Annotated in this window: 12 protein-coding genes and 3 pseudogenes; 9 read left to right on the top strand and 6 right to left on the bottom strand. The window is 61.3% G+C overall.

Annotation, left to right across the window (positions count from 1 at the left end; all coding sequences use genetic code 11):
* The first annotated feature begins 557 nt into the window (after nt 1–557).
* The 4 genes and pseudogenes from nirB to AB3G88_RS14330 all read left to right on the top strand — a co-directional run bounded on the left by nirB (nt 558) and on the right by AB3G88_RS14330 (nt 4,525).
* Nucleotides 558–3,101, top strand: coding sequence for a nitrite reductase large subunit NirB (gene nirB, locus AB3G88_RS14345; protein WP_112195548.1), 2,544 nt, complete (start codon nt 558–560; stop codon nt 3,099–3,101).
* Entirely contained in the window at nt 3,101–3,442 is a 342-nt protein-coding gene (nirD, locus tag AB3G88_RS14340) for a nitrite reductase small subunit NirD (RefSeq protein WP_480450311.1), read from the top strand. The genes nirB and nirD overlap by 1 nt, the downstream gene beginning before the upstream one ends.
* Before the next feature lie 269 nt (nt 3,443–3,711).
* Nucleotides 3,712–4,083 (top strand): annotated as a pseudogene (locus AB3G88_RS14335) (HIT family protein); the annotation flags it as partial.
* The gene (locus AB3G88_RS14330; protein ID WP_480450309.1) at nt 4,076–4,525 is read left to right on the top strand and encodes an NUDIX hydrolase; all 450 of its coding nucleotides are present in this window, start codon (nt 4,076–4,078) and stop codon (nt 4,523–4,525) included. The pseudogene AB3G88_RS14335 and the gene AB3G88_RS14330, both read left to right, overlap by 8 nt.
* Here the strand turns inward: AB3G88_RS14330 and AB3G88_RS14325 are convergent.
* Nucleotides 4,522–5,082: a cysteine hydrolase family protein gene (locus AB3G88_RS14325; protein ID WP_480450307.1), complete on the bottom strand. Its 561-nt coding sequence runs from the start codon at nt 5,080–5,082 to the stop codon at nt 4,522–4,524. The two genes, AB3G88_RS14330 and AB3G88_RS14325, sit on opposite strands and share 4 nt — an antisense overlap.
* Nucleotides 5,083–5,201: 119 nt before the next feature.
* On the opposite strand from AB3G88_RS14325, the gene AB3G88_RS14320 reads away from it, so the two are divergent.
* A complete protein-coding gene (locus AB3G88_RS14320) occupies nt 5,202–6,602 on the top strand; it encodes an XAC2610-related protein (protein ID WP_480450305.1) in 1,401 nt (466 codons plus the stop codon).
* A gap of 84 nt (nt 6,603–6,686) precedes the next feature.
* On the opposite strand, the gene AB3G88_RS14315 is transcribed toward AB3G88_RS14320, so the two are convergent.
* Nucleotides 6,687–7,802: a methyl-accepting chemotaxis protein gene (locus tag AB3G88_RS14315; protein WP_371926526.1), complete on the bottom strand. Its 1,116-nt coding sequence runs from the start codon at nt 7,800–7,802 to the stop codon at nt 6,687–6,689.
* A 177-nt stretch (nt 7,803–7,979) separates the two neighbouring features.
* Nucleotides 7,980–8,252 (bottom strand): annotated as a pseudogene (locus AB3G88_RS14310) (PAS domain-containing protein); the annotation flags it as partial.
* Between the two features lie 163 nt (nt 8,253–8,415).
* Here AB3G88_RS14310 and AB3G88_RS14305 point away from each other — a divergent pair.
* Nucleotides 8,416–10,614 (top strand): OsmC domain/YcaO domain-containing protein, encoded by a 2,199-nt coding sequence (locus AB3G88_RS14305; RefSeq protein WP_250925170.1) that lies wholly within the window; start codon nt 8,416–8,418, stop codon nt 10,612–10,614.
* Between the two features lie 405 nt (nt 10,615–11,019).
* Here the strand turns inward: AB3G88_RS14305 and AB3G88_RS14300 are convergent, their stop codons facing one another.
* Nucleotides 11,020–12,186: a cystathionine gamma-synthase gene (locus tag AB3G88_RS14300; protein ID WP_191946172.1), complete on the bottom strand. Its 1,167-nt coding sequence runs from the start codon at nt 12,184–12,186 to the stop codon at nt 11,020–11,022.
* Nucleotides 12,183–13,559: a pyridoxal-phosphate dependent enzyme gene (locus AB3G88_RS14295; RefSeq protein ID WP_480450302.1), complete on the bottom strand. Its 1,377-nt coding sequence runs from the start codon at nt 13,557–13,559 to the stop codon at nt 12,183–12,185. Before AB3G88_RS14295 ends, AB3G88_RS14300 begins: the two co-directional genes overlap by 4 nt.
* Nucleotides 13,560–13,673: 114 nt before the next feature.
* Between AB3G88_RS14295 and AB3G88_RS14290 the strand changes: the two are divergent.
* The 3 genes and pseudogenes from AB3G88_RS14290 to AB3G88_RS14280 all read left to right on the top strand — a co-directional run.
* Nucleotides 13,674–13,772, top strand: a pseudogene (locus AB3G88_RS14290) (AraC family transcriptional regulator); the annotation flags it as partial.
* A 165-nt stretch (nt 13,773–13,937) separates the two neighbouring features.
* A complete protein-coding gene (locus AB3G88_RS14285; protein WP_480450300.1) occupies nt 13,938–14,657 on the top strand; it encodes a glutamine amidotransferase-related protein in 720 nt (239 codons plus the stop codon).
* A gap of 465 nt (nt 14,658–15,122) precedes the next feature.
* Nucleotides 15,123–15,866 (top strand): class I SAM-dependent DNA methyltransferase, encoded by a 744-nt coding sequence (locus AB3G88_RS14280; RefSeq protein ID WP_191959021.1) that lies wholly within the window; start codon nt 15,123–15,125, stop codon nt 15,864–15,866.
* Nucleotides 15,867–15,931: 65 nt separating this feature from the next.
* Here the strand turns inward: AB3G88_RS14280 and AB3G88_RS14275 are convergent, their stop codons facing one another.
* Nucleotides 15,932–17,275 carry an MFS transporter gene (locus AB3G88_RS14275; protein WP_099585314.1) on the bottom strand — a complete coding sequence of 448 codons (1,344 nt, stop codon included), beginning with the start codon at nt 17,273–17,275 and terminating at the stop codon, nt 15,932–15,934.
* Nucleotides 17,276–17,356: the final 81 nt, after the last annotated feature.

Raw genomic sequence — 17,356 nt, 5'->3', positions numbered from 1 at the left:
ACAAAAAAGCGCCCTGCAACCCACCGTTTGGAAACGGGGGGTGCACGGCGCCTTTGTCGTGAATGGGCAATCAGCGTTGACTGCTTGATGCAGGTGTTCCTAGCAAGTCACGCGCCAGCTTTGCATTTCAAGTGGCTTACCCACTGTGGCGAGGGAACTTGCTCCCGCTGGGCTGCGAAGCGCCCCCAAAATCCTGGGAGCGCTGCGCACTCCAGCGGGAGCAAGCTCCCTCGCCACAGAGGCGGGTATGCGCACTTATATGATGCGGGGCGCACCAGTTGGAGGCGCAATCGTGGGCGTATTGCTGGGTTGAAGGGCTGGCGTAGCCGCGACTGCTGGGTTGCGGCCAATTGGCACGCCGCCTGCAAGCTCCCCCTCAACCCCACTCGGTCAACGACGATCGACAGGCCCTTCAAGGTCATGGGCATAAAGCGATGGATCCGGCGAAGTCGTCCGAACCGATCCCGCATAAGAACAGGCAAAGACGCCTGGAACCGCAAGGTTTCAGGCGTTTTTTTTTGCTTTTTAAACCGTGATGAATGTTGTCAGGTGCTGATATGAACAAACCGATGAAAACCCTGATCGTCGTTGGCAATGGCATGGTCGGTCACCATTGCGTGGAGCAACTGATCGAGCGCGGTGCGCTGGAGCACTTCCACCTGCATGTGTTCAGTGAGGAGCCGATGCGCGCCTATGACCGTGTGCACCTCTCCGAGTATTTCACCGGCCGCGATGCCGAGTCATTGGCCCTCTGCGAAGCGTCGCTGTACCAGACGCCGGGTGTGACCTTGCACCTGGGCGTGCCGGTGCTGGAAATCGACCGCGCCCGCCGGGAGGTGATCACGGCGCAAGGCTGCGTGGGCTACGACAGCTTGGTCCTGGCGACCGGTTCCTACCCGTTTGTGCCACCGATTGAAGGCGCCGAAGGCGATTCGCGGTTGGTGTATCGCACCTTGCAAGACCTTGATGCCATTCGTGCTGCGGCAGCCAATGCCCGGCGCGGGGTGGTGGTCGGCGGTGGCTTGCTGGGCCTGGAAGCGGCGAACGCCCTGAAAAGCCTCGGCCTGGAAGCCCATGTGGTGGAGTTCGCGCCGCGCTTGATGCCAGTGCAGTTGGATGATTTTGGCGGCCTGGCGCTCAAGGCCCAGATCGAACGGCTGGGCGTCGGTGTGCACCTGTCCCGTGCCACGCAGTCGATCAGCGCGGGCGAGCAGTACCGCTATCGCATGAACTTTGCCAACGACGAATTTCTGGAAACCGACCTTATCGTATTCTCAGCCGGTATCCGCGCCCAGGATGCACTGGCGCGCCAGGCTGGCCTGGAGATCGGCCCGCGCGGCGGCGTGGTGATCAACGATGAATGCAAAAGCTGCGACCCGCACATCTACGCGATTGGCGAGTGTGCCTCGTGGAATGGCAGCCTGTTCGGCCTGGTCGCGCCGGGCTACCAGATGGCCCGTGGGGTTGCCGCGCTGTTGTGCGCGCAGGCTGCCGAGCCGTTTGTCGGCGCCGACATGTCCACCAAGCTCAAACTGCTCGGCGTGGACGTCGGCTCCATCGGCGACGCCCACGCCCACACGCCGGGTGCGCGCAGCTACCAGTTTATCGACGAGGCCAGCGCCAGCTACCGGCGCCTGGTGGTGGACGCATCGGGCAAGCATGTGATCGGTGCGGTGCTGGTGGGTGACAACAGCTACTACGACACCTTGCTGCAATACATGCAGAACGCGATTGCGCTGCCGGCGGAACCGGCCAGCCTGATCCTGCCGTCCTCCGCCGGCGCACCGACCCTCGGCCCCGGCGCGTTGCCCGAATCGGCCACCGTGTGCTCCTGCCACAACGTCACCAAAGGTGCGATCTGCTCGGCCATCGACGGCGGTTGCAGCGACCTGGGCCTGCTCAAATCCCAGACCAAGGCTTGCACCGGTTGCGGCGGTTGCGCGGGCTTGCTCAAGCAGGTGTTTGAACACGAACTGATCGCCCGTGGTGTCAGCGTCGACAAGAGCCTGTGCGAACACTTCGCCTATACCCGCCAGGAACTGTATGCCCTGGTGCGGGTGGAAGGGGTGATCACCTTCGAAGAACTGCTGGCCAAGCACGGCCGTGGCCACACCGGGTGCGACGTGTGCAAACCGGCGGTGGGTTCGATCCTGGCTTCGTGCTGGAACCAGCCGATCATGGATGCCTCGCTGGTGCCATTGCAGGACACCAACGACACGTTCATGGCCAACATGCAGAAGAACGGCACCTACTCGGTGGTGCCACGGATTCCGGGCGGCGAGATTACCGCCGACAAGCTGATCGTGATTGGCGAGGTGGCGAAGAAATACGACCTCTACACCAAGATCACCGGCGGCCAGCGCATCGACCTGTTTGGCGCGCAACTGCATGAGCTGCCGGATATCTGGGCCGAGCTGATCGCGGCCGGCTTCGAGACCGGGCACGCGTATGGCAAATCCACGCGCACGGTCAAGTCCTGCGTGGGCAGCACCTGGTGCCGCTACGGCGTGCAGGACAGCGTGAAAATGGCGCTGCTGATCGAGGACCGCTACAAGGGCCTGCGTTCGCCGCACAAGCTCAAGTTCGCGGTGTCCGGCTGCACCCGTGAATGCGCTGAAGCCCAGAGCAAAGACGTGGGCGTGATTGCCACCGAAAAGGGCTGGAACCTCTACATTGCCGGTAACGGCGGCATGCGTCCGCGCCATGCCGAACTGTTTGCCACCGACCTCGATGACGCCACGCTGATCCAGTACATCGACCGTTTCCTGATGTTCTACATCCGCACCGCCGACAAACTGCAGCGCACCTCGGTGTGGCGCGAAAGCCTGGAAGGCGGCCTGGATTTCCTCAAGGACGTGATCCTGCACGACAGCCTGGGCCTGGGCGCCGAGCTGGAAGCGCAAATGCAACTGGTGGTCGATCGCTACGAATGCGAATGGGCCAACGCCCTTAAAGACCCGGAAAAACTCAAGCGCTTCCGCACCTTCGTCAACGACAAACGCCCGGATCCGGACATCCACTTTGTCCAGGAACGCGGCCAGCGCCGGCCGATCATGGCCGCTGAACTCAACCTGATTCCTGTCATCGAGGAGCTTGCCTGATGAGCCAGTCCACCTGGAAACGCGTGTGCAACGAGACTGACCTGGTGTGCCATTCCGGCGTGGTGGTGTGGCTGGACGGCGCGCAAGTGGCGCTGTTCTACCTGCCGGGCGCGCAGGAACAGACGCTGTTCGCCATCGACAACCATGACCCGGAGTCGGGAGCGAATGTGATTGGTCGCGGCTTGGTCGGCAGTATCAAGGGCGATCTGGTGGTGGCTGCGCCGATCTATAAGCAGCATTACCGCTTGCACGACGGCCAGTGCCTGGAGGCGCCGGATCAGCGCCTGCGGGTGTGGCCGGTGCGGTTGAATGCTGGAGTGGTGGAAGTAGGCGTGGGCTGACACACCTGGGTCTAAATGTGGGAAGGGGGCTTGCCCCCGATAGCCATAGGTATCTACACAACTTCCAGTGGATGCTGAATCTATGGCAAATGGGCTGTTGTGGTGAGCGGGCTTGTCCCGCGCTGGGCTGCGAAGCAGCCCCATCAAAGCCACCGCGTTTTTTCAGAAAAACCAAGTTGCCTGGTTTTGGGGCTGCTGCGCAGCCCAGCGCGGGACAAGCCCGCTCACCACAGAGTTATGTATAAGCCTTTGAGAGTTGTGTAGATAGCTATGCTGTGATGGGGGATGTGCAGTTTCTGCCGGGCTACTGCCTGCTGTTGCCTGATCCGGTGGTGGCGAGCTTGAACGACCTGGATACCGAAGCCCGCGCCGCCTACCTGCTGGACATGGCGCGACTCGGCGATGCCGTGCTGCAGGCCACTGACGCCTTGCGCATGAACTACGAGATCCTCGGCAATTCCGAGCCCGAGTTGCATTGCCATATCTTCCCGCGCTACGCCTCGGAGCCCGACGACAAGCGCAGGATGCCCGCGTGGTTTTATGACTGGAAGAGCGCGGTTCCCTATGCAGAAGAGCTTCACGGGGAGTTGCGCCAGGCCATTGCGCGCTTGCTTCAGGACGCGAGCACATCCCATGCGTGAACGACAGGCATCGCGACTGTTGGTGATCAGCCCCTCCCAAACCGTGCTGTTGTTCAGGTTCGTGCATAAGGATGGCGCGCTGGCCGGGAAAAACTACTGGGCTACCCCGGGCGGAGGGGTTGAGCAGGGGGAAACCTTTGAGGCCGCGGCCATCCGTGAGCTGCGCGAGGAGACTGGAATAACGGTCAGCAGCGTGGCGGGCTTAGTGGGCGAGCGCCGTGTCCCGATGATGCTCCCCACTGGCGAAACCGTGCTCGCCGTCGAACAGTATTTTGTGGTTCACGCACAAAGCGAAGCGCTTTCCAGCGCTGATTGGACCGTGGAGGAAACACAGGTCATGGCCGACCACCATTGGTGGTCGGCGCACGAACTGCGATCGACGCAAGAAACGGTATTCCCCGAGTCTCTGTTGGACATGCTGGTGAGCGCGGCATTGTTCTAAGCCGACGCCAGTATCTCATCGCTCCCGACCACCTTGGCGTAATCCATCGCCAGGTTGCTCAGTGACAGCGCATGCACATCCTCCGCTGGCCACAGGCGCCCCGACAAGTCGCTTTGGTCAAACGTGTAGCAGGCGTCGGCGGCCACGATGACATCAAAGCCCAGGTTGCCGCCTGAGCGCGCCGTGGCCTCGACGGAGTTGTTGGTGATGACCCCGACGATCACCAACTGCCTGATCGCTCGCGTGTGCAGCCAGCGTTCCAGGCCGGTGTTTGTGAACGCATCCGGTACGTTTTTCTCCAGCACATGCTCATGCGCCTGGGGCTGCAGTGCGGGCTGGAATTCACAACCCGGTTGCCCCGGCCAGAACACGGAGCCCGGTGAGCGGGAGATATGCCGCACATGCACGATGGGTCTACCGGCTTGCCGCCAGGCGCTGAGCAGACGGTGCATGTGCAACTCCGCATGCGGATTGTTACGTCGCCCGAGCGCGGGTTGGTTGATGCCTTGCTGCATGTCGATGATCACCAATGCGGCGTTGTTGCTTAACGAATCCATGGCACCTCCCTTCGCGCGTGAGGCCCGCAACATAGCAGCCTACGGGCACATCCAAACAGCGATTTATGCGCGGACAACCGCTACACTGCCGCCCCCGAATTTCAGCAAGGATGCTTTGCATGCGTTCGCTTGTCAGCGCTGTGCTCCTCTCCATGGCCGTGGCGGCTCCGGTCATGGCCGAACCCCGCTCGTTCTCGGTCAATGACCCCAGCGGCAAGTACCTGGTTGAAGTGCTGTTCCCCGAGGTGCCGCAGGACTTGCAGTACCTGGCGCGGGCACTGGTCACCCTCCGCGACGCAGCCACCCTCGAAATCCTCCAGCAATTGCAGACCCCGGACGCCCAGGTGCCGATGGACCAGAACGGTAAAACCGTCGACTGGCGTTTGATGGGGGAGAACGGCGTGGTGTACTTCGCCGACTTCAATCAGGACGGCCGCCAGGACTTGGCGATCCGCAACGGCACCGGCGCGGATAAAGATTTCCAGTCCAGTTACGACGTGTACCTGCAAGACCCGCAAAAGACGCAGTGGGTGCTGAACGGCCCCTTGACCGAGCTGGCCAACGAAACCTCCGGCGGCATGTTCTCGGTCAACCCCAAGGACGGCATTATCCATTCGCAGACCGACCGTGGCTGCTGCTGGACACGTGCGAGCCGCTGGCAAATGCGCAACGGCGAACTGGTGCGACTCAGCTCATATACCCAGCAAGAAGTGCCTGCGACAGACGATGACGCCAACACCAGCATGCCCAGCGGCTACATGCTGCGCACCACCGGCGAATGGAAGGACGGCCAATGGCTGGAAACCGCCAGGCTGGAAGGGCCGGTCAATGAAGATGCACAGCGGCTGGTGGGCACCCTGGATGGCAAAATCCCGGTAGAAATCTGGTACCAGCAACAGGGCGCGGTGATGATTGGCGAGCTGCGCTACACCCAAAGCGGCAGCGGGAAGCCGATCAAGTTGGTGGGGGATCGCGGCGAGTATGCTGACGAGTCCTTCCTTTACCTGCATGAATACACCGATGACGGCCATCAGACCGGCATTTGGCGCATCAAATCGGATTACACCGGTACCTGGGTCAGCAGCGCCAAGGGCGACCAGCGAGAGCTAGCGATCCAGTTGCACGACGAATACCGTGAGCCCGAGTACGAAAAGTTCGACGAAGTCGCCCGCGATCAGCGCGACGGTCACTACCAGATGCGCAATGACTTCCTCGACCGCGACGGCGACCTGGACCTGAAAATCCTCCCCGACCGCGATGCCCAGGGCCGGGAAGTGGCAGAGTTCACCTTGACGCTCAAGGAAACCGGCACCGACAAGGTGATCGTCAGCGCGCACCACTCGGTGGCGATGGAAACCGAAAACCTGATCATCGTGCGCGAGCCCTTGGCGACTCGTCGCGCCGGCCCGTATCACATTCAACTGGTGAAGAATTTCGCGGTGATCAACCACAACTCGGCGCCGGACTTTGCGGATTACTTCACGGGGATGTATCGCAAGCAGCCTCAGGGGAATCCGTAGATTGCGTCTTCACCCTCACCGGGCAAGCGCAAGCTGCTACGCAGGCCGTAGGCACCTTGTGACAGGGTGCCCGCTTGCCTTCACTCAGCGATTAAAGCGTTCTACCAACGCATATTGAGTGGCCGCCGTATTGGTCAGCTCCTTGCTCAGACCTGTGGATTGATGGGCTTGCATCGACGTCTGGTCGGCCAGTTCGGCGATGGTGGTGATGTTGCGGCTGATCTCCTCGGCGACCGCGCTTTGCTCCTCGGTGGCGGCGGCGATCTGGGTGGTCATGTCGGTGATGTGGGACACTGCTTCGCTGATACCGACCAATGCCTGGTCCGCTTCCAGTACCCACGCCACGCCTTCCTGGGCCTGGCGTTGACCGTTTTCCATGCTTTGCACGGCGTTGTTGGACGATGCCTGCAACTGAGTGATCAGGGCGTGGATCTGGGTGGTGGATTGGGAGGTGCGCTGGGCCAGTTGACGCACTTCATCGGCTACCACGGCAAAGCCACGGCCCTGCTCGCCAGCGCGGGCAGCTTCAATCGCGGCGTTGAGCGCCAGCAGGTTGGTTTGATCGGCGATGCCTTTGATCACGTCCACCACACTGCCGATTTCGTCACTGTCCTTGGCCAATTGCGCCACGGTGGTGCCGGTTTCGCCCACCACGGCAGACAACCGCTCAATGGCCAGGCGGGTATCACGCGCCACTTCACGGCCACGGCCGGTCAGCACATTGGCTTGTTGGGTGGCGTCGGCCGTGCGCTGCACATGGCTGGCGACTTCCTGGGTGGTCGCCGCCATCTGGTTAACGGCGGCGGAGACTTGTTCGGTCTCGACGCGCTGGCGATCCAGGCCTTTGGAGCTGGCGGTGGCCAGCTGATCCGATTGCCCGGCCAGGGCGCTGAGCTGTTCGGCACTGTCCTGCAAGCGGGTGAGGCAGGTTTTCAGGCGGGCGTTCTGGCTGAGGAACGCGGTTTCCAAGCGCGCCTGGGGGCCGCTCGCGTCGCTGTACATCTGGGCGATCAAGGCATCCGATGTCGAGGGTTCGACACCCGCCAGCAGGCGCAATGTGCTGCCTTGGCGTACGCGGGAGCAGAGCACGCCCACCGGCACGGCGACGGCAACGGCCACCGCAATGGCGACCGGGGCGCTGAGGAACAGCCCGGCCAGACTGCCGGCGATACCGGTGGCTGCGTAGGGGATGCAGCTCATCAGTGCCGGCACCCAGGCATTCATGGATGAAATACCCGTCTTGCCTTGGCCCAGACGTCGATACAACGCCTCGGCGCGGCGGATTTCATCGGCCGTGGGTTTGACCCGCACGGACTCGAAACCCACCACCCGGCTGCCTTCGAAGATCGGCGTGACGTAGGCGTTGACCCAATAATGGTCGCCGTTTTTCGAGCGGTTCTTGACGATGCCCATCCACGGCAGGCCTTGCTTGAGCGCAGCCCACATGTGTGCAAAGACCGCCGGCGGCACATCGGGGTGACGCACAATGTTCTGCGGCGCGCCGATCAGATCGGCGCGTTCAAAGCCGCTGATTTCGACAAAGGCGTCGTTGCAATAAGTGATGCCACCCTGAGTATCGGTGGCAGAGATCAGTTTTTGTGAAGGCGCGAGTGAAATCTCGCGTTGTGTTACGGGCTGGTTGTTGCGCATTCCGACTACTCCCTGGTTGCACACAGTCCATCGGCGCCAACGTGCAGAAGATTAATCCACATTGGCTATTTCGCCAGCCATTGGTCAAAAGCCTGAAATTAATCGACGAAAAACCCCATAATGGCGGCCATTTTTGTTTAGCCCGTTATTCTGGTGTGCCCCCATGGAAATCAAGGTCAACTTTCTCGACAACCTCCGGCTTGAAGCCAAGTTCGATGACTTCACGGTGATTGCCGACCAACCGATTCGCTATAAAGGCGACGGTTCGGCACCGGGGCCATTCGATTACTTCCTCGCATCGTCGGCGCTGTGCGCCGCGTACTTCGTGAAGCTGTACTGCCAGACCCGCAATATCCCCACGGACAATATTCGCCTGTCCCAGAACAACATCGTCGACCCGGAAAACCGCTATAACCAGATCTTCAAGATCCAGGTCGAATTGCCGGCGGATATCTCCGATAAGGACCGCCAGGGCATCCTGCGTTCCATCGACCGTTGCACCGTGAAAAAAGTGGTACAGGCCGGGCCCGAGTTTGTGATCGAAGAGGTGGAAAACCTCGACGCCGACGCCCAGGCCTTGTTGATGCCCAGCAGTCTGTCGGAGCAGGGCACCTACATCGCGGGCAAGGACCTGCCGCTGGAGCAGACCATCGCCAACATGTCCGGCATCCTTGCCGGCTTGGGCATGAAGATCGAGATTGCGTCGTGGCGCAATATCGTGCCCAACGTCTGGTCGCTGCATATCCGCGATGCGCATTCGCCGATGTGTTTCACCAACGGCAAGGGCGCGACCAAGGAGGGCGCGCTGGCGTCGGCATTGGGCGAATTCATCGAGCGGCTCAACTGCAACTTCTTCTACAACGATCAGTTCTGGGGAGAGGAGCTGGCCAACGCGCCGTTCGTGCATTACCCGGATGAGCGCTGGTTCCAGCCAGGCCCGAATGACGAGTTGCCAACCGAGATCCTCGACGCTTACTGCCGCAAGGTCTACGACCGCGAAGGCGAGTTGCGCGGTTCGCACCTGTTCGACACCAACTCCGGCAACGAAGCGCGTGGCATTGTTTCGCTGCCGTTCGTACGCCAGTCCGATGGCGAGGTGGTGTACTTCCCGTCCAACCTGATCGAAAACCTCTACCTCAGCAACGGGATGAGCGCGGGCAATACCCTGGCTGAAGCCCAGGTGCAGTGCCTGTCGGAGATTTTCGAACGTGCGGTCAAGCGTGAAATCATCGAAGGCGAATTTGCTTTGCCGGACGTGCCAGCTGACGTGCTCGCCAAGTACCCGAGCATTGTGGCGGGCATTGAAGGCCTGGAAGCCCAGGGCTTCCCGGTGCTGGTCAAGGATGCGTCCTTGGGCGGCGAGTTCCCGGTGATGTGCGTGACCTTGATGAACCCGCGTACCGGCGGTGTGTTCGCCTCGTTCGGCGCCCACCCGAGCCTGGAAGTGGCGCTGGAGCGCAGCCTTACCGAACTGCTGCAAGGCCGCAGCTTCGAAGGCTTGAACGACTTGCCGCAACCGACCTTCGAAGGCCAGGCAGTGACGGAGCCGAACAACTTCGTCGAGCACTTCATCGACTCCAGTGGCGTGGTGTCGTGGCGCTTCTTCAGCGCACAGTCGGACTACGAATTTGTCGAGTGGGACTTCAGTGGCGAAGGCGAAGACTCCAACGTCCAAGAGGCTGCGACTTTGTTCGGCATCCTGGAAGGCATGGGCAAAGAAGCCTACATGGCGGTGTACGAGCACCTCGGCGCCACCGCATGCCGCATCCTGGTGCCGGACTACTCGGAAATCTACCCGGTGGACGACCTGATCTGGGACAACACCAACAAGGCGCTGTTTTTCCGCGAGGACATCCTCAACCTGCATCGCCTGGACACAGAAGAATTGCAGGCGCTGGTCGAGCGCCTGATCGAAAGCGAACTGGACGACTACACCGACATCACCACGCTGATCGGCATTGAGTTTGACGACAACACTGTGTGGGGCCAACTGACCATCCTGGAGTTGAAGTTGCTGATCTTCCTGGCCTTGCAGCAGTACGAGGAGGCGAAGGAATGCGTGGAGATGTTCCTGCAGTACAACGACAACACCGCCGACCGTGGCCTGTTCTACCAGGCGCTGAACGGGGTGCTGGAGATGGAACTGGACGACGACCTGGACCTGGCGGACTACGAAGCCAACTTCCGCCGCATGTTTGGCAATGAGCGGATGGACGCAGTGATCGGCTCGGTCGATGGCAGTGTGCGGTTCCATGGGTTGACGCCGACCAGCATCAAGCTGGAAGGGCTGGACCGGCATCTGCGCTTGATCGAGAGCTACAAGAAGCTGCACAGCGCACGGGCGAACATCAAGTCGAACTGATCGCGTGCACAGGCGCACTGGCTTCTTGGGGTGAGCAGGCTTCTGTGCTAAGTGGGCTCCTTAGGGTGAGCAGGCTTCTGTGCTAAGTGGGCTCCTTAGGGTGGGCAGGCTTCTGTGCTAAGTGGGCTCCTTAGGGTGGGCAGGCTTCTGTGCTAAGTGGGCTTCTGTGGTGAGCGGGCTTGCCCCGCGCTGGGCTGCGAAGCAGCCCCAATAACAAACACCGCGTAGCATCAGCAAGGGCCCGGTCGCCTGGTTTTAGGGCGGCTTCGCCACCCAGCGCGGGGCAAGCCCGCTCACCACAGAAGCCCGCTCACCACAGAACCTCACTCACCAAGGAACCCTGCCAGCCATAAGAACCCTGCTCACCACAAGAAGCCCGCTCACCAAACAAACCCGGTGGCGCAGTTAGATGCGGGCCAACGCCTGCGCCAAATCCGCCCGCAGATCTTCCACATCCTCAACCCCCACCGACAGCCGCACCAGCCCGTCACCAATGCCCAACTGCGCCCGCGTTGCCGCCGGGATGCTGGCATGGGTCATGATCGCCGGATGTTCGATCAGGCTTTCCACGCCGCCCAGGCTTTCGGCCAGGGCGAAGATCTGCACGTTTTCCAGAAAGCGTGTGGCGCCAGCCAGGTCGCTGTTCAGGTCCACTGAAATCATCCCGCCGAACCCGCGCATCTGCTGGCGGGCCAAGGCGTGCTGTGGGTGAGAAGCAAGACCGGGGTAGTAGACCCGCGACACCTGCGGCTGCTGTTCCAGCCAGGTGGCCAGGTCCAGGGCGTTGCTGCAATGACGCTCCATGCGCAGGGCCAGGGTTTTCACGCCGCGCAGGGTCAGGAAGGCGTCGAAGGGGCCGGCGATGGCGCCCACTGAGTTCTGTAGAAAACCCAGGCGTTCAGCCAGTTCGGGGTTGTCGCCGACAACGGCAATGCCGCCGATCACATCGGAGTGGCCATTGAGGTATTTGGTGCTGGAGTGCACCACCACATCAACGCCCAACTCCAGCGGGCGCTGGATCCATGGGCTGGCGAAGGTGTTGTCGGCCACGCAGATGATCCCGCGGGCCCGGCAGATGCGTGCGATGGCGGCCAGGTCAGTGAGGCTCAACAGCGGGTTGCTCGGCGTTTCGACCCAGACCATGCGCGTATCGTCTTGCAGCGACGCTTCAAACGCCGGTACATCACTCAAATCCACAAAGCTGAAACGGTGCCCGGCGCTGCGTTGGCGCACCTTGTCGAACAGCCGAAAGGTGCCGCCATACAGGTCATTGCCGGAGACGATATGCGCGCCCGCGTCCAACAGTTCCAGCACCGTGGAAATCGCCGCCAGCCCAGATGCAAAGGCAAACGCCTGGCTGCCGCCCTCAAGGTCCGCCACGCAACGCTCCAGGGCGAATCGCGTGGGGTTGTGGGAGCGGCCGTAGTCGAAGCCTTTGTGCACGCCGGGGCTGTCTTGCAGGTAGGTCGAATTGGCGTAGATCGGCGGCATCAGTGCGCCGGTGGTGGGGTCGGGGGATTGCCCGGCGTGGATCACACGGGTGGCAAACGCGCTTTTATCGGGCTGGCTCATGCAAGGGATCTCCGCAGGTGGTTGAGCAGGTCGACGCGGGTGATCAGGCCGTAAAAGCCGTCTGCGTCGGCAATGATGGCGACCAGGCCGCGATCCAGTTCGGCTTGCAGTTCGATCAGGCTGGCGCTGGGGGCCAGGGTTTGCAGGTGGTCGGTCATGGCGCTGGCGACGATCATCGTGAAGTGCGCGGCGTCGTGGTGCAGGCCCAGCAGGATGTCGGACTCGTCGATCACCCCCACCAGTTCACGGCCGTTGACCAGCACCGGCAGTTGCGACACATCGGCCAGGCGCATGCGCTGGAAGGCGGTGAGCAAGGTGTCGTCGGGGCTCACGCTGATCACGCGGCCGTCTTCGAAACGGCGGGCGATCAGGTCGCGCAGGTCGCCGTAGTGGGTGTAGTGCAGCAGGCCTGCGTCGGTCATCCATTGGTCGTTGTAGACCTTCGACAGGTACCGTGTGCCGGTGTCGCACACAAAGCTGACCACGCGCTTGGGCGTGGTTTGTTCACGGCAATAGCGCAGCGCGGCGGCGAGCAGGGTGCCGGTGGAAGAACCGCCGAGAATACCCTCGGCCTTGAGCAGTTGGCGGGCGTGTTCGAAGCTGTCTTCATCACTGATGGAATAGGCGTGGCGCACGCTGGACAGGTCGGCAATCGACGGGATGAAGTCCTCGCCGATACCTTCCACGGCCCACGACCCAGGGGTGATCAACTGCCCGCTGCGGCTGTATTCGGCCATCACCGAGCCCACCGGATCGGCCAGTACCATCTCCAGTTCCGGTTGCACGCGCTGGAAGAAACGGGTCAGGCCGGTGAGCGTGCCTGCCGAGCCGACGCCGACCACGATTGCATCCACGTCGTGCTGGGTTTGCGCCCAGATCTCCGGCGCGGTGCTGCTTTCGTGGGCCTGGGGATTGGCCGGGTTGTTGAATTGGTCGGCGAAGAATGAACCGGGAATGTCCTGGGCCAGGCGTGCGGCGATGTCCTGGTAGTAATCGGGATGGCCCTTGCCTACATCGGAGCGGGTGATATGCACCTCGGCGCCCATGGCCTTGAGGTGCAGCACCTTTTCGGTGGACATCTTGTCCGGCACCACCAGTACCACGCGGTAACCCTTGGCCCGGCCCACCAGCGCCAGGCCCAGGCCGGTGTTGCCGGCCGTAGCCTCAATGATGGTGCCGCCGGGGCCCAGGCGGCCGTCGCGTTCGGCGGCGTCGATCATGGCCAGGCCAATGCGGTCCTTGATGGAACCGCCGGGGTTCTGGGACTCCAGCTTGAGGAACAGCGTGCAGGGGCCGGTATCGAAGCGACTGACGCGAACCAGTGGCGTGTTGCCGATCAGTTCGAGTACGGCGGGGCGTGAAGGTGTGGGCATGTCGTCACCTGGGTACGCAAGGCAGACATGAAACAGTAGGTCGGTATTGGTTGAGTCGCAACCGCGCGGTCGGCTTGCTGTCTTTTTTCGGCGCATGGGCGACGCTGTACCTGTGGCGAGGAGCTTCGCGACCAGCCACTGTTTTTCGACTACCTGAGCATTTACCCCGAGACGCCGCAGGATCAATGGCAAACCGATATTTATGTGCCGTAGCAGTAGCGCTGGATGTGAAGGCGGCAAGGATTCATGAGAGCTGATGCAGATGAATCTTGCCAGTGACACAAAGTGTCATTGGTATTCATTTGTGTCCTTGTCGGTGGTCCGTAAGGGCTTGGTTCTGATGGTCATGCGACGTTCGTTGAATCTGAGGGTGAAGAATTGAAAGTCCATTTTTTGGTGCATGAATCCTACGAAGCCCCCGGTGCATTTGAGGACTGGGTAAAAGCTCGCAGCTATCAAGCCACTTATTCCCGCGTGTACCTGCAGGATGCGCTGCCAGCCAGCGCAGCATCGTTCGACCTGTTGGTGGTGTTGGGTGGCCCACAAGATCCGGCAACGACGCAGGCGCAGTGTGCGCATTTCAATGCCGTTGCCGAGTGTGCGCTCATTAATGAAGCCATTTCGGCCCGACGTGCTGTGGTTGGAGTGTGCCTGGGGGCGCAATTGATCGGTGAAGCCCTGGGCGCGACGTTCAGCCACAGTCCCGAAAAGGAAATTGGCAAGTTCCCGATTTACCTGAGCCAGGACGGCTTGGCGAATCCGAAGTTCGCGCATTTTGGGGATACCTTGGACGTCGGCCATTGGCACAACGACATGCCAGGGCTCACGCCGGATGCAAAAATCATCGCGCGAAGTGAGGGTTGTCCGCGTCAGATCGTCGAATACACCCCTTTGGTCTATGGCTTCCAATGCCATATGGAACTCACACAAGATGTCGTGGAGCAGTTGATCCAGGCATCTGAAGTGCAATTGCGAACGCTGGTTGATCAGCGATTTGTTCAGCAACCCGCCGTGTTGCGGGCCAATGAATATGATGAAATGAACCAGAAACTGTTTTTGTTTTTGGACAAGTTGATGGCCGATTACCACGCACGATAAAGAGAGAGGCAGGCCACAGGCCTGCCTCTGTTTGGTTGAGCGTCAGCTTATTGTTGACGTCTCCACACCGCCAATTCGTTGAACTCGATATTGTCGATCTGTCGGTCTTGCCCACGCGTGCCCATGGTTGCCTCCTTGGCATAGGTATCTACACAACTCTTAAAGGTTGACACAGAACCCTGTGGTGAGTGGGCTTGCCCCGCGCTGGGCTGCGAAGCGGCCCCAATTCAGGCGCCGCGTTTTCTCAGTCATAACCCATTGGCCGGTTTTGGGGCCGCTTCGCAGCCCAGCGCGGGGCAAGCCCGCTCACCACAACAGCGCGTTTGACATAGATTCCGCCTTCACCGGAAGTTGTGTGGATACCTATGCTCCTTGGCGGATGATTGAGGTGCGAGTGTAGCGGTTCTCGCGCTGGACTGAGTTACCATGCCGCCGCGAAATTCCCGCCGACCGCTCTGGCCACCTATGTCCTCCAATGCGCTGTACACCGACCTGTCCATCTATTACGACCTGATGTGTGCCGACATCGACTACCGCGCACAAAGCCACAGCGTGCACCGCCTGCACCAACTGTTCGGCAATGGCGGACGCCGGCACCTGGACCTGGCCTGCGGTACCGGCCCTCACGTGCGCCATTTCCTCGACTTCGGCTACCGCAGCGCCGGCCTGGACATCAGCCAGCCGATGCTCGACCTCGCCCAACGGCGCTGCCCCGAGGCACTGTTCAGCTGCCAGGACATGGCGGGTTTTCAGGTGGACGACGCGCAAGATCTGATCACCTGCTTTCTCTACTCGACCCATTACAACGCCAGCCTGGCCCAACTGCGCACTTGCCTTGCCAGCGTGCACGCTGCGCTCGCTGAAAACGGCGTGTTTTGCTTCAACGCGGTGGACAAGCTGCACATCGACAACCGTTTGCTGGTGCGCCATAGCGTTGAGTGGGAAGGCAGCCACTTCACTTTCGGTTCCGGCTGGCACTACAGCGGGGCAGGTGAGCAGCAGGCGTTGCGCCTGAGTATCGAGAAGACCACGGCGGGCGTGACGCAGGCTTGGCAGGACGAGCACGCTATGGTCGCGCTGAGTTTCGTCGAGTTGCAGCAATTGCTGCAGGTGCATTTTGAAGTGCAGGTTTTTGAGCATGACTATGAGCGGATTACGCCTTGGGCTGGCACGACCGGGAACGCGTTGTTTGTGTGTGTGAAGCGCTGAGGATGCGCCTGCGCTCTGTTGTTATGGCTTGCCCGCCGCCGTCGCGGGCAAGCCTGTAGCGTTTTTTAGGCCTGACGCGAAAGCACCGTCGCCGCGCGTTTTTCTTCCGAACCCACATCATGCAGCGAGATCCTCGACGTCTCCGGTAACGCCAACCCGCCTGCCAGTGCCAACACGGCCACCGCAATCAGATAAAACGCCGGTGACAGGTTGCTGCCCGTGGTGCTGATCAACCACGTCGCCATCAGCGGCGCGGTGCCGCCGAAAATTGTATAGGCCATGTTGTAGGTGATCGCCGAGGCGGTATATCGCGTCCGAGTCGGAAAGGTTTCCGAGAGCAACGCCGCCGTGACCACTCCACACAACACCGCACCCACCGCAAGCAGCATCACCCCCACAATCGATGCTGCGAACGACCCGGAACTGGCCATCAGGAACGATGGATACACCACCACCATCAGCAACACGCAGGCCGTCATCACAGTGACCCGACGCCCGACCCGGTCCGAATACAGCCCCGCCAGCGGGCAGATAGCCGCGGCGAAAATCAGCGCGATCAGCGACACCAGCAACGCCACCGCCCGACTCAGTCCGCCTGCCACTTGCAGGTACGTCGCAAAGTAGGTGGTGAACATATAAAACGACAACGCCGTCAGCGACACAAACGCGCCCAGGCAGCAGATCGCCGCACCGTGGTTGCGCAAGGTTTCCTTGAGTGGAGAGTGGGCAACCGCGTGTTCCTGCTTCACGGCCTGGAAGGCCGGCGTCTCATCCAGTTTCCAACGCAGATACAGCCCCACCAAACCCAGTGGCGCGGCGATCAGGAACGGCAAGCGCCAGCCCCAGCTGCCCATCGCCTCGGCGGACAACGACGCTTCCAGGGCGTACGCCACCACCGCGGCGGCGGCGAACGCGGAGAACGTCGACACCGGCACGAAACTGCCATACCAGGCGCGTTTGTCGCTCGGCGCATGCTCCATCAGATAGGCGCAGGCCCCGGCGTATTCGCCCCCGGCAGAGAAACCCTGGGCGCAGCGGATCAACGACAACAGAATCGGCGCTGCGACGCCGATGGCGGCATAAGTGGGCAACAGGCCAATCAAGGTGGTCGCGCCGGCCATCAGCAAAATCGTCATCGCCAGGGTACGCTTGCGGCCGATGCGGTCGCCCAGCATGCCGAAGAAAATCCCGCCCAACGGCCGAAAGGCAAAGGCCACGGCAAACACGGCAAACGTCTTGAGCAGCGCCGCGCTGGCGTCCCCACTGGGGAAAAATTGTTGGGCGATGGTCGTGGCGAGGAAACCGTAGACGGCGAAATCAAACCACTCGACGAAGTTACCGATGCCGGCGGCGATGATGACTTTTCTCAGGGTTTGGGGGCTGACCTGTTCGGTGGATGAGCTCGTCATGGGTGAAGGCCTCGGAGTGCGCAGGGGGATGCCTGATTATCCGAGGTGATGGGCGGGCGGCGGGGTTCAAAAGAGGCCTGC

The organism is Pseudomonas arvensis, from assembly GCF_056688935.1.
This window is presented reverse-complemented; position numbering and strand designations above follow the sequence as displayed.

Bases quoted from the DNA above. Each gene is read 5' to 3' on its own strand.
- AB3G88_RS14325 (WP_480450307.1), bottom strand. From the start codon at position 5,082: ATGGATTCGTTAAGCAACAACGCCGCATTGGTGATCATCGACATGCAG.
- AB3G88_RS14330 (WP_480450309.1), top strand. From the start codon at position 4,076: ATGCGTGAACGACAGGCATCGCGACTGTTGGTGATCAGCCCCTCCCAA.
- AB3G88_RS14315 (WP_371926526.1), bottom strand. From the start codon at position 7,802: ATGAGCTGCATCCCCTACGCAGCCACCGGTATCGCCGGCAGTCTGGCC.
- nirB (WP_112195548.1), top strand. From the start codon at position 558: ATGAACAAACCGATGAAAACCCTGATCGTCGTTGGCAATGGCATGGTC.
- nirD (WP_480450311.1), top strand. From the start codon at position 3,101: ATGAGCCAGTCCACCTGGAAACGCGTGTGCAACGAGACTGACCTGGTG.
- AB3G88_RS14280 (WP_191959021.1), top strand. From the start codon at position 15,123: ATGTCCTCCAATGCGCTGTACACCGACCTGTCCATCTATTACGACCTG.
- AB3G88_RS14300 (WP_191946172.1), bottom strand. From the start codon at position 12,186: ATGAGCCAGCCCGATAAAAGCGCGTTTGCCACCCGTGTGATCCACGCC.
- AB3G88_RS14295 (WP_480450302.1), bottom strand. From the start codon at position 13,559: ATGCCCACACCTTCACGCCCCGCCGTACTCGAACTGATCGGCAACACG.
- AB3G88_RS14305 (WP_250925170.1), top strand. From the start codon at position 8,416: ATGGAAATCAAGGTCAACTTTCTCGACAACCTCCGGCTTGAAGCCAAG.
- AB3G88_RS14320 (WP_480450305.1), top strand. From the start codon at position 5,202: ATGCGTTCGCTTGTCAGCGCTGTGCTCCTCTCCATGGCCGTGGCGGCT.
- AB3G88_RS14275 (WP_099585314.1), bottom strand. From the start codon at position 17,275: ATGACGAGCTCATCCACCGAACAGGTCAGCCCCCAAACCCTGAGAAAA.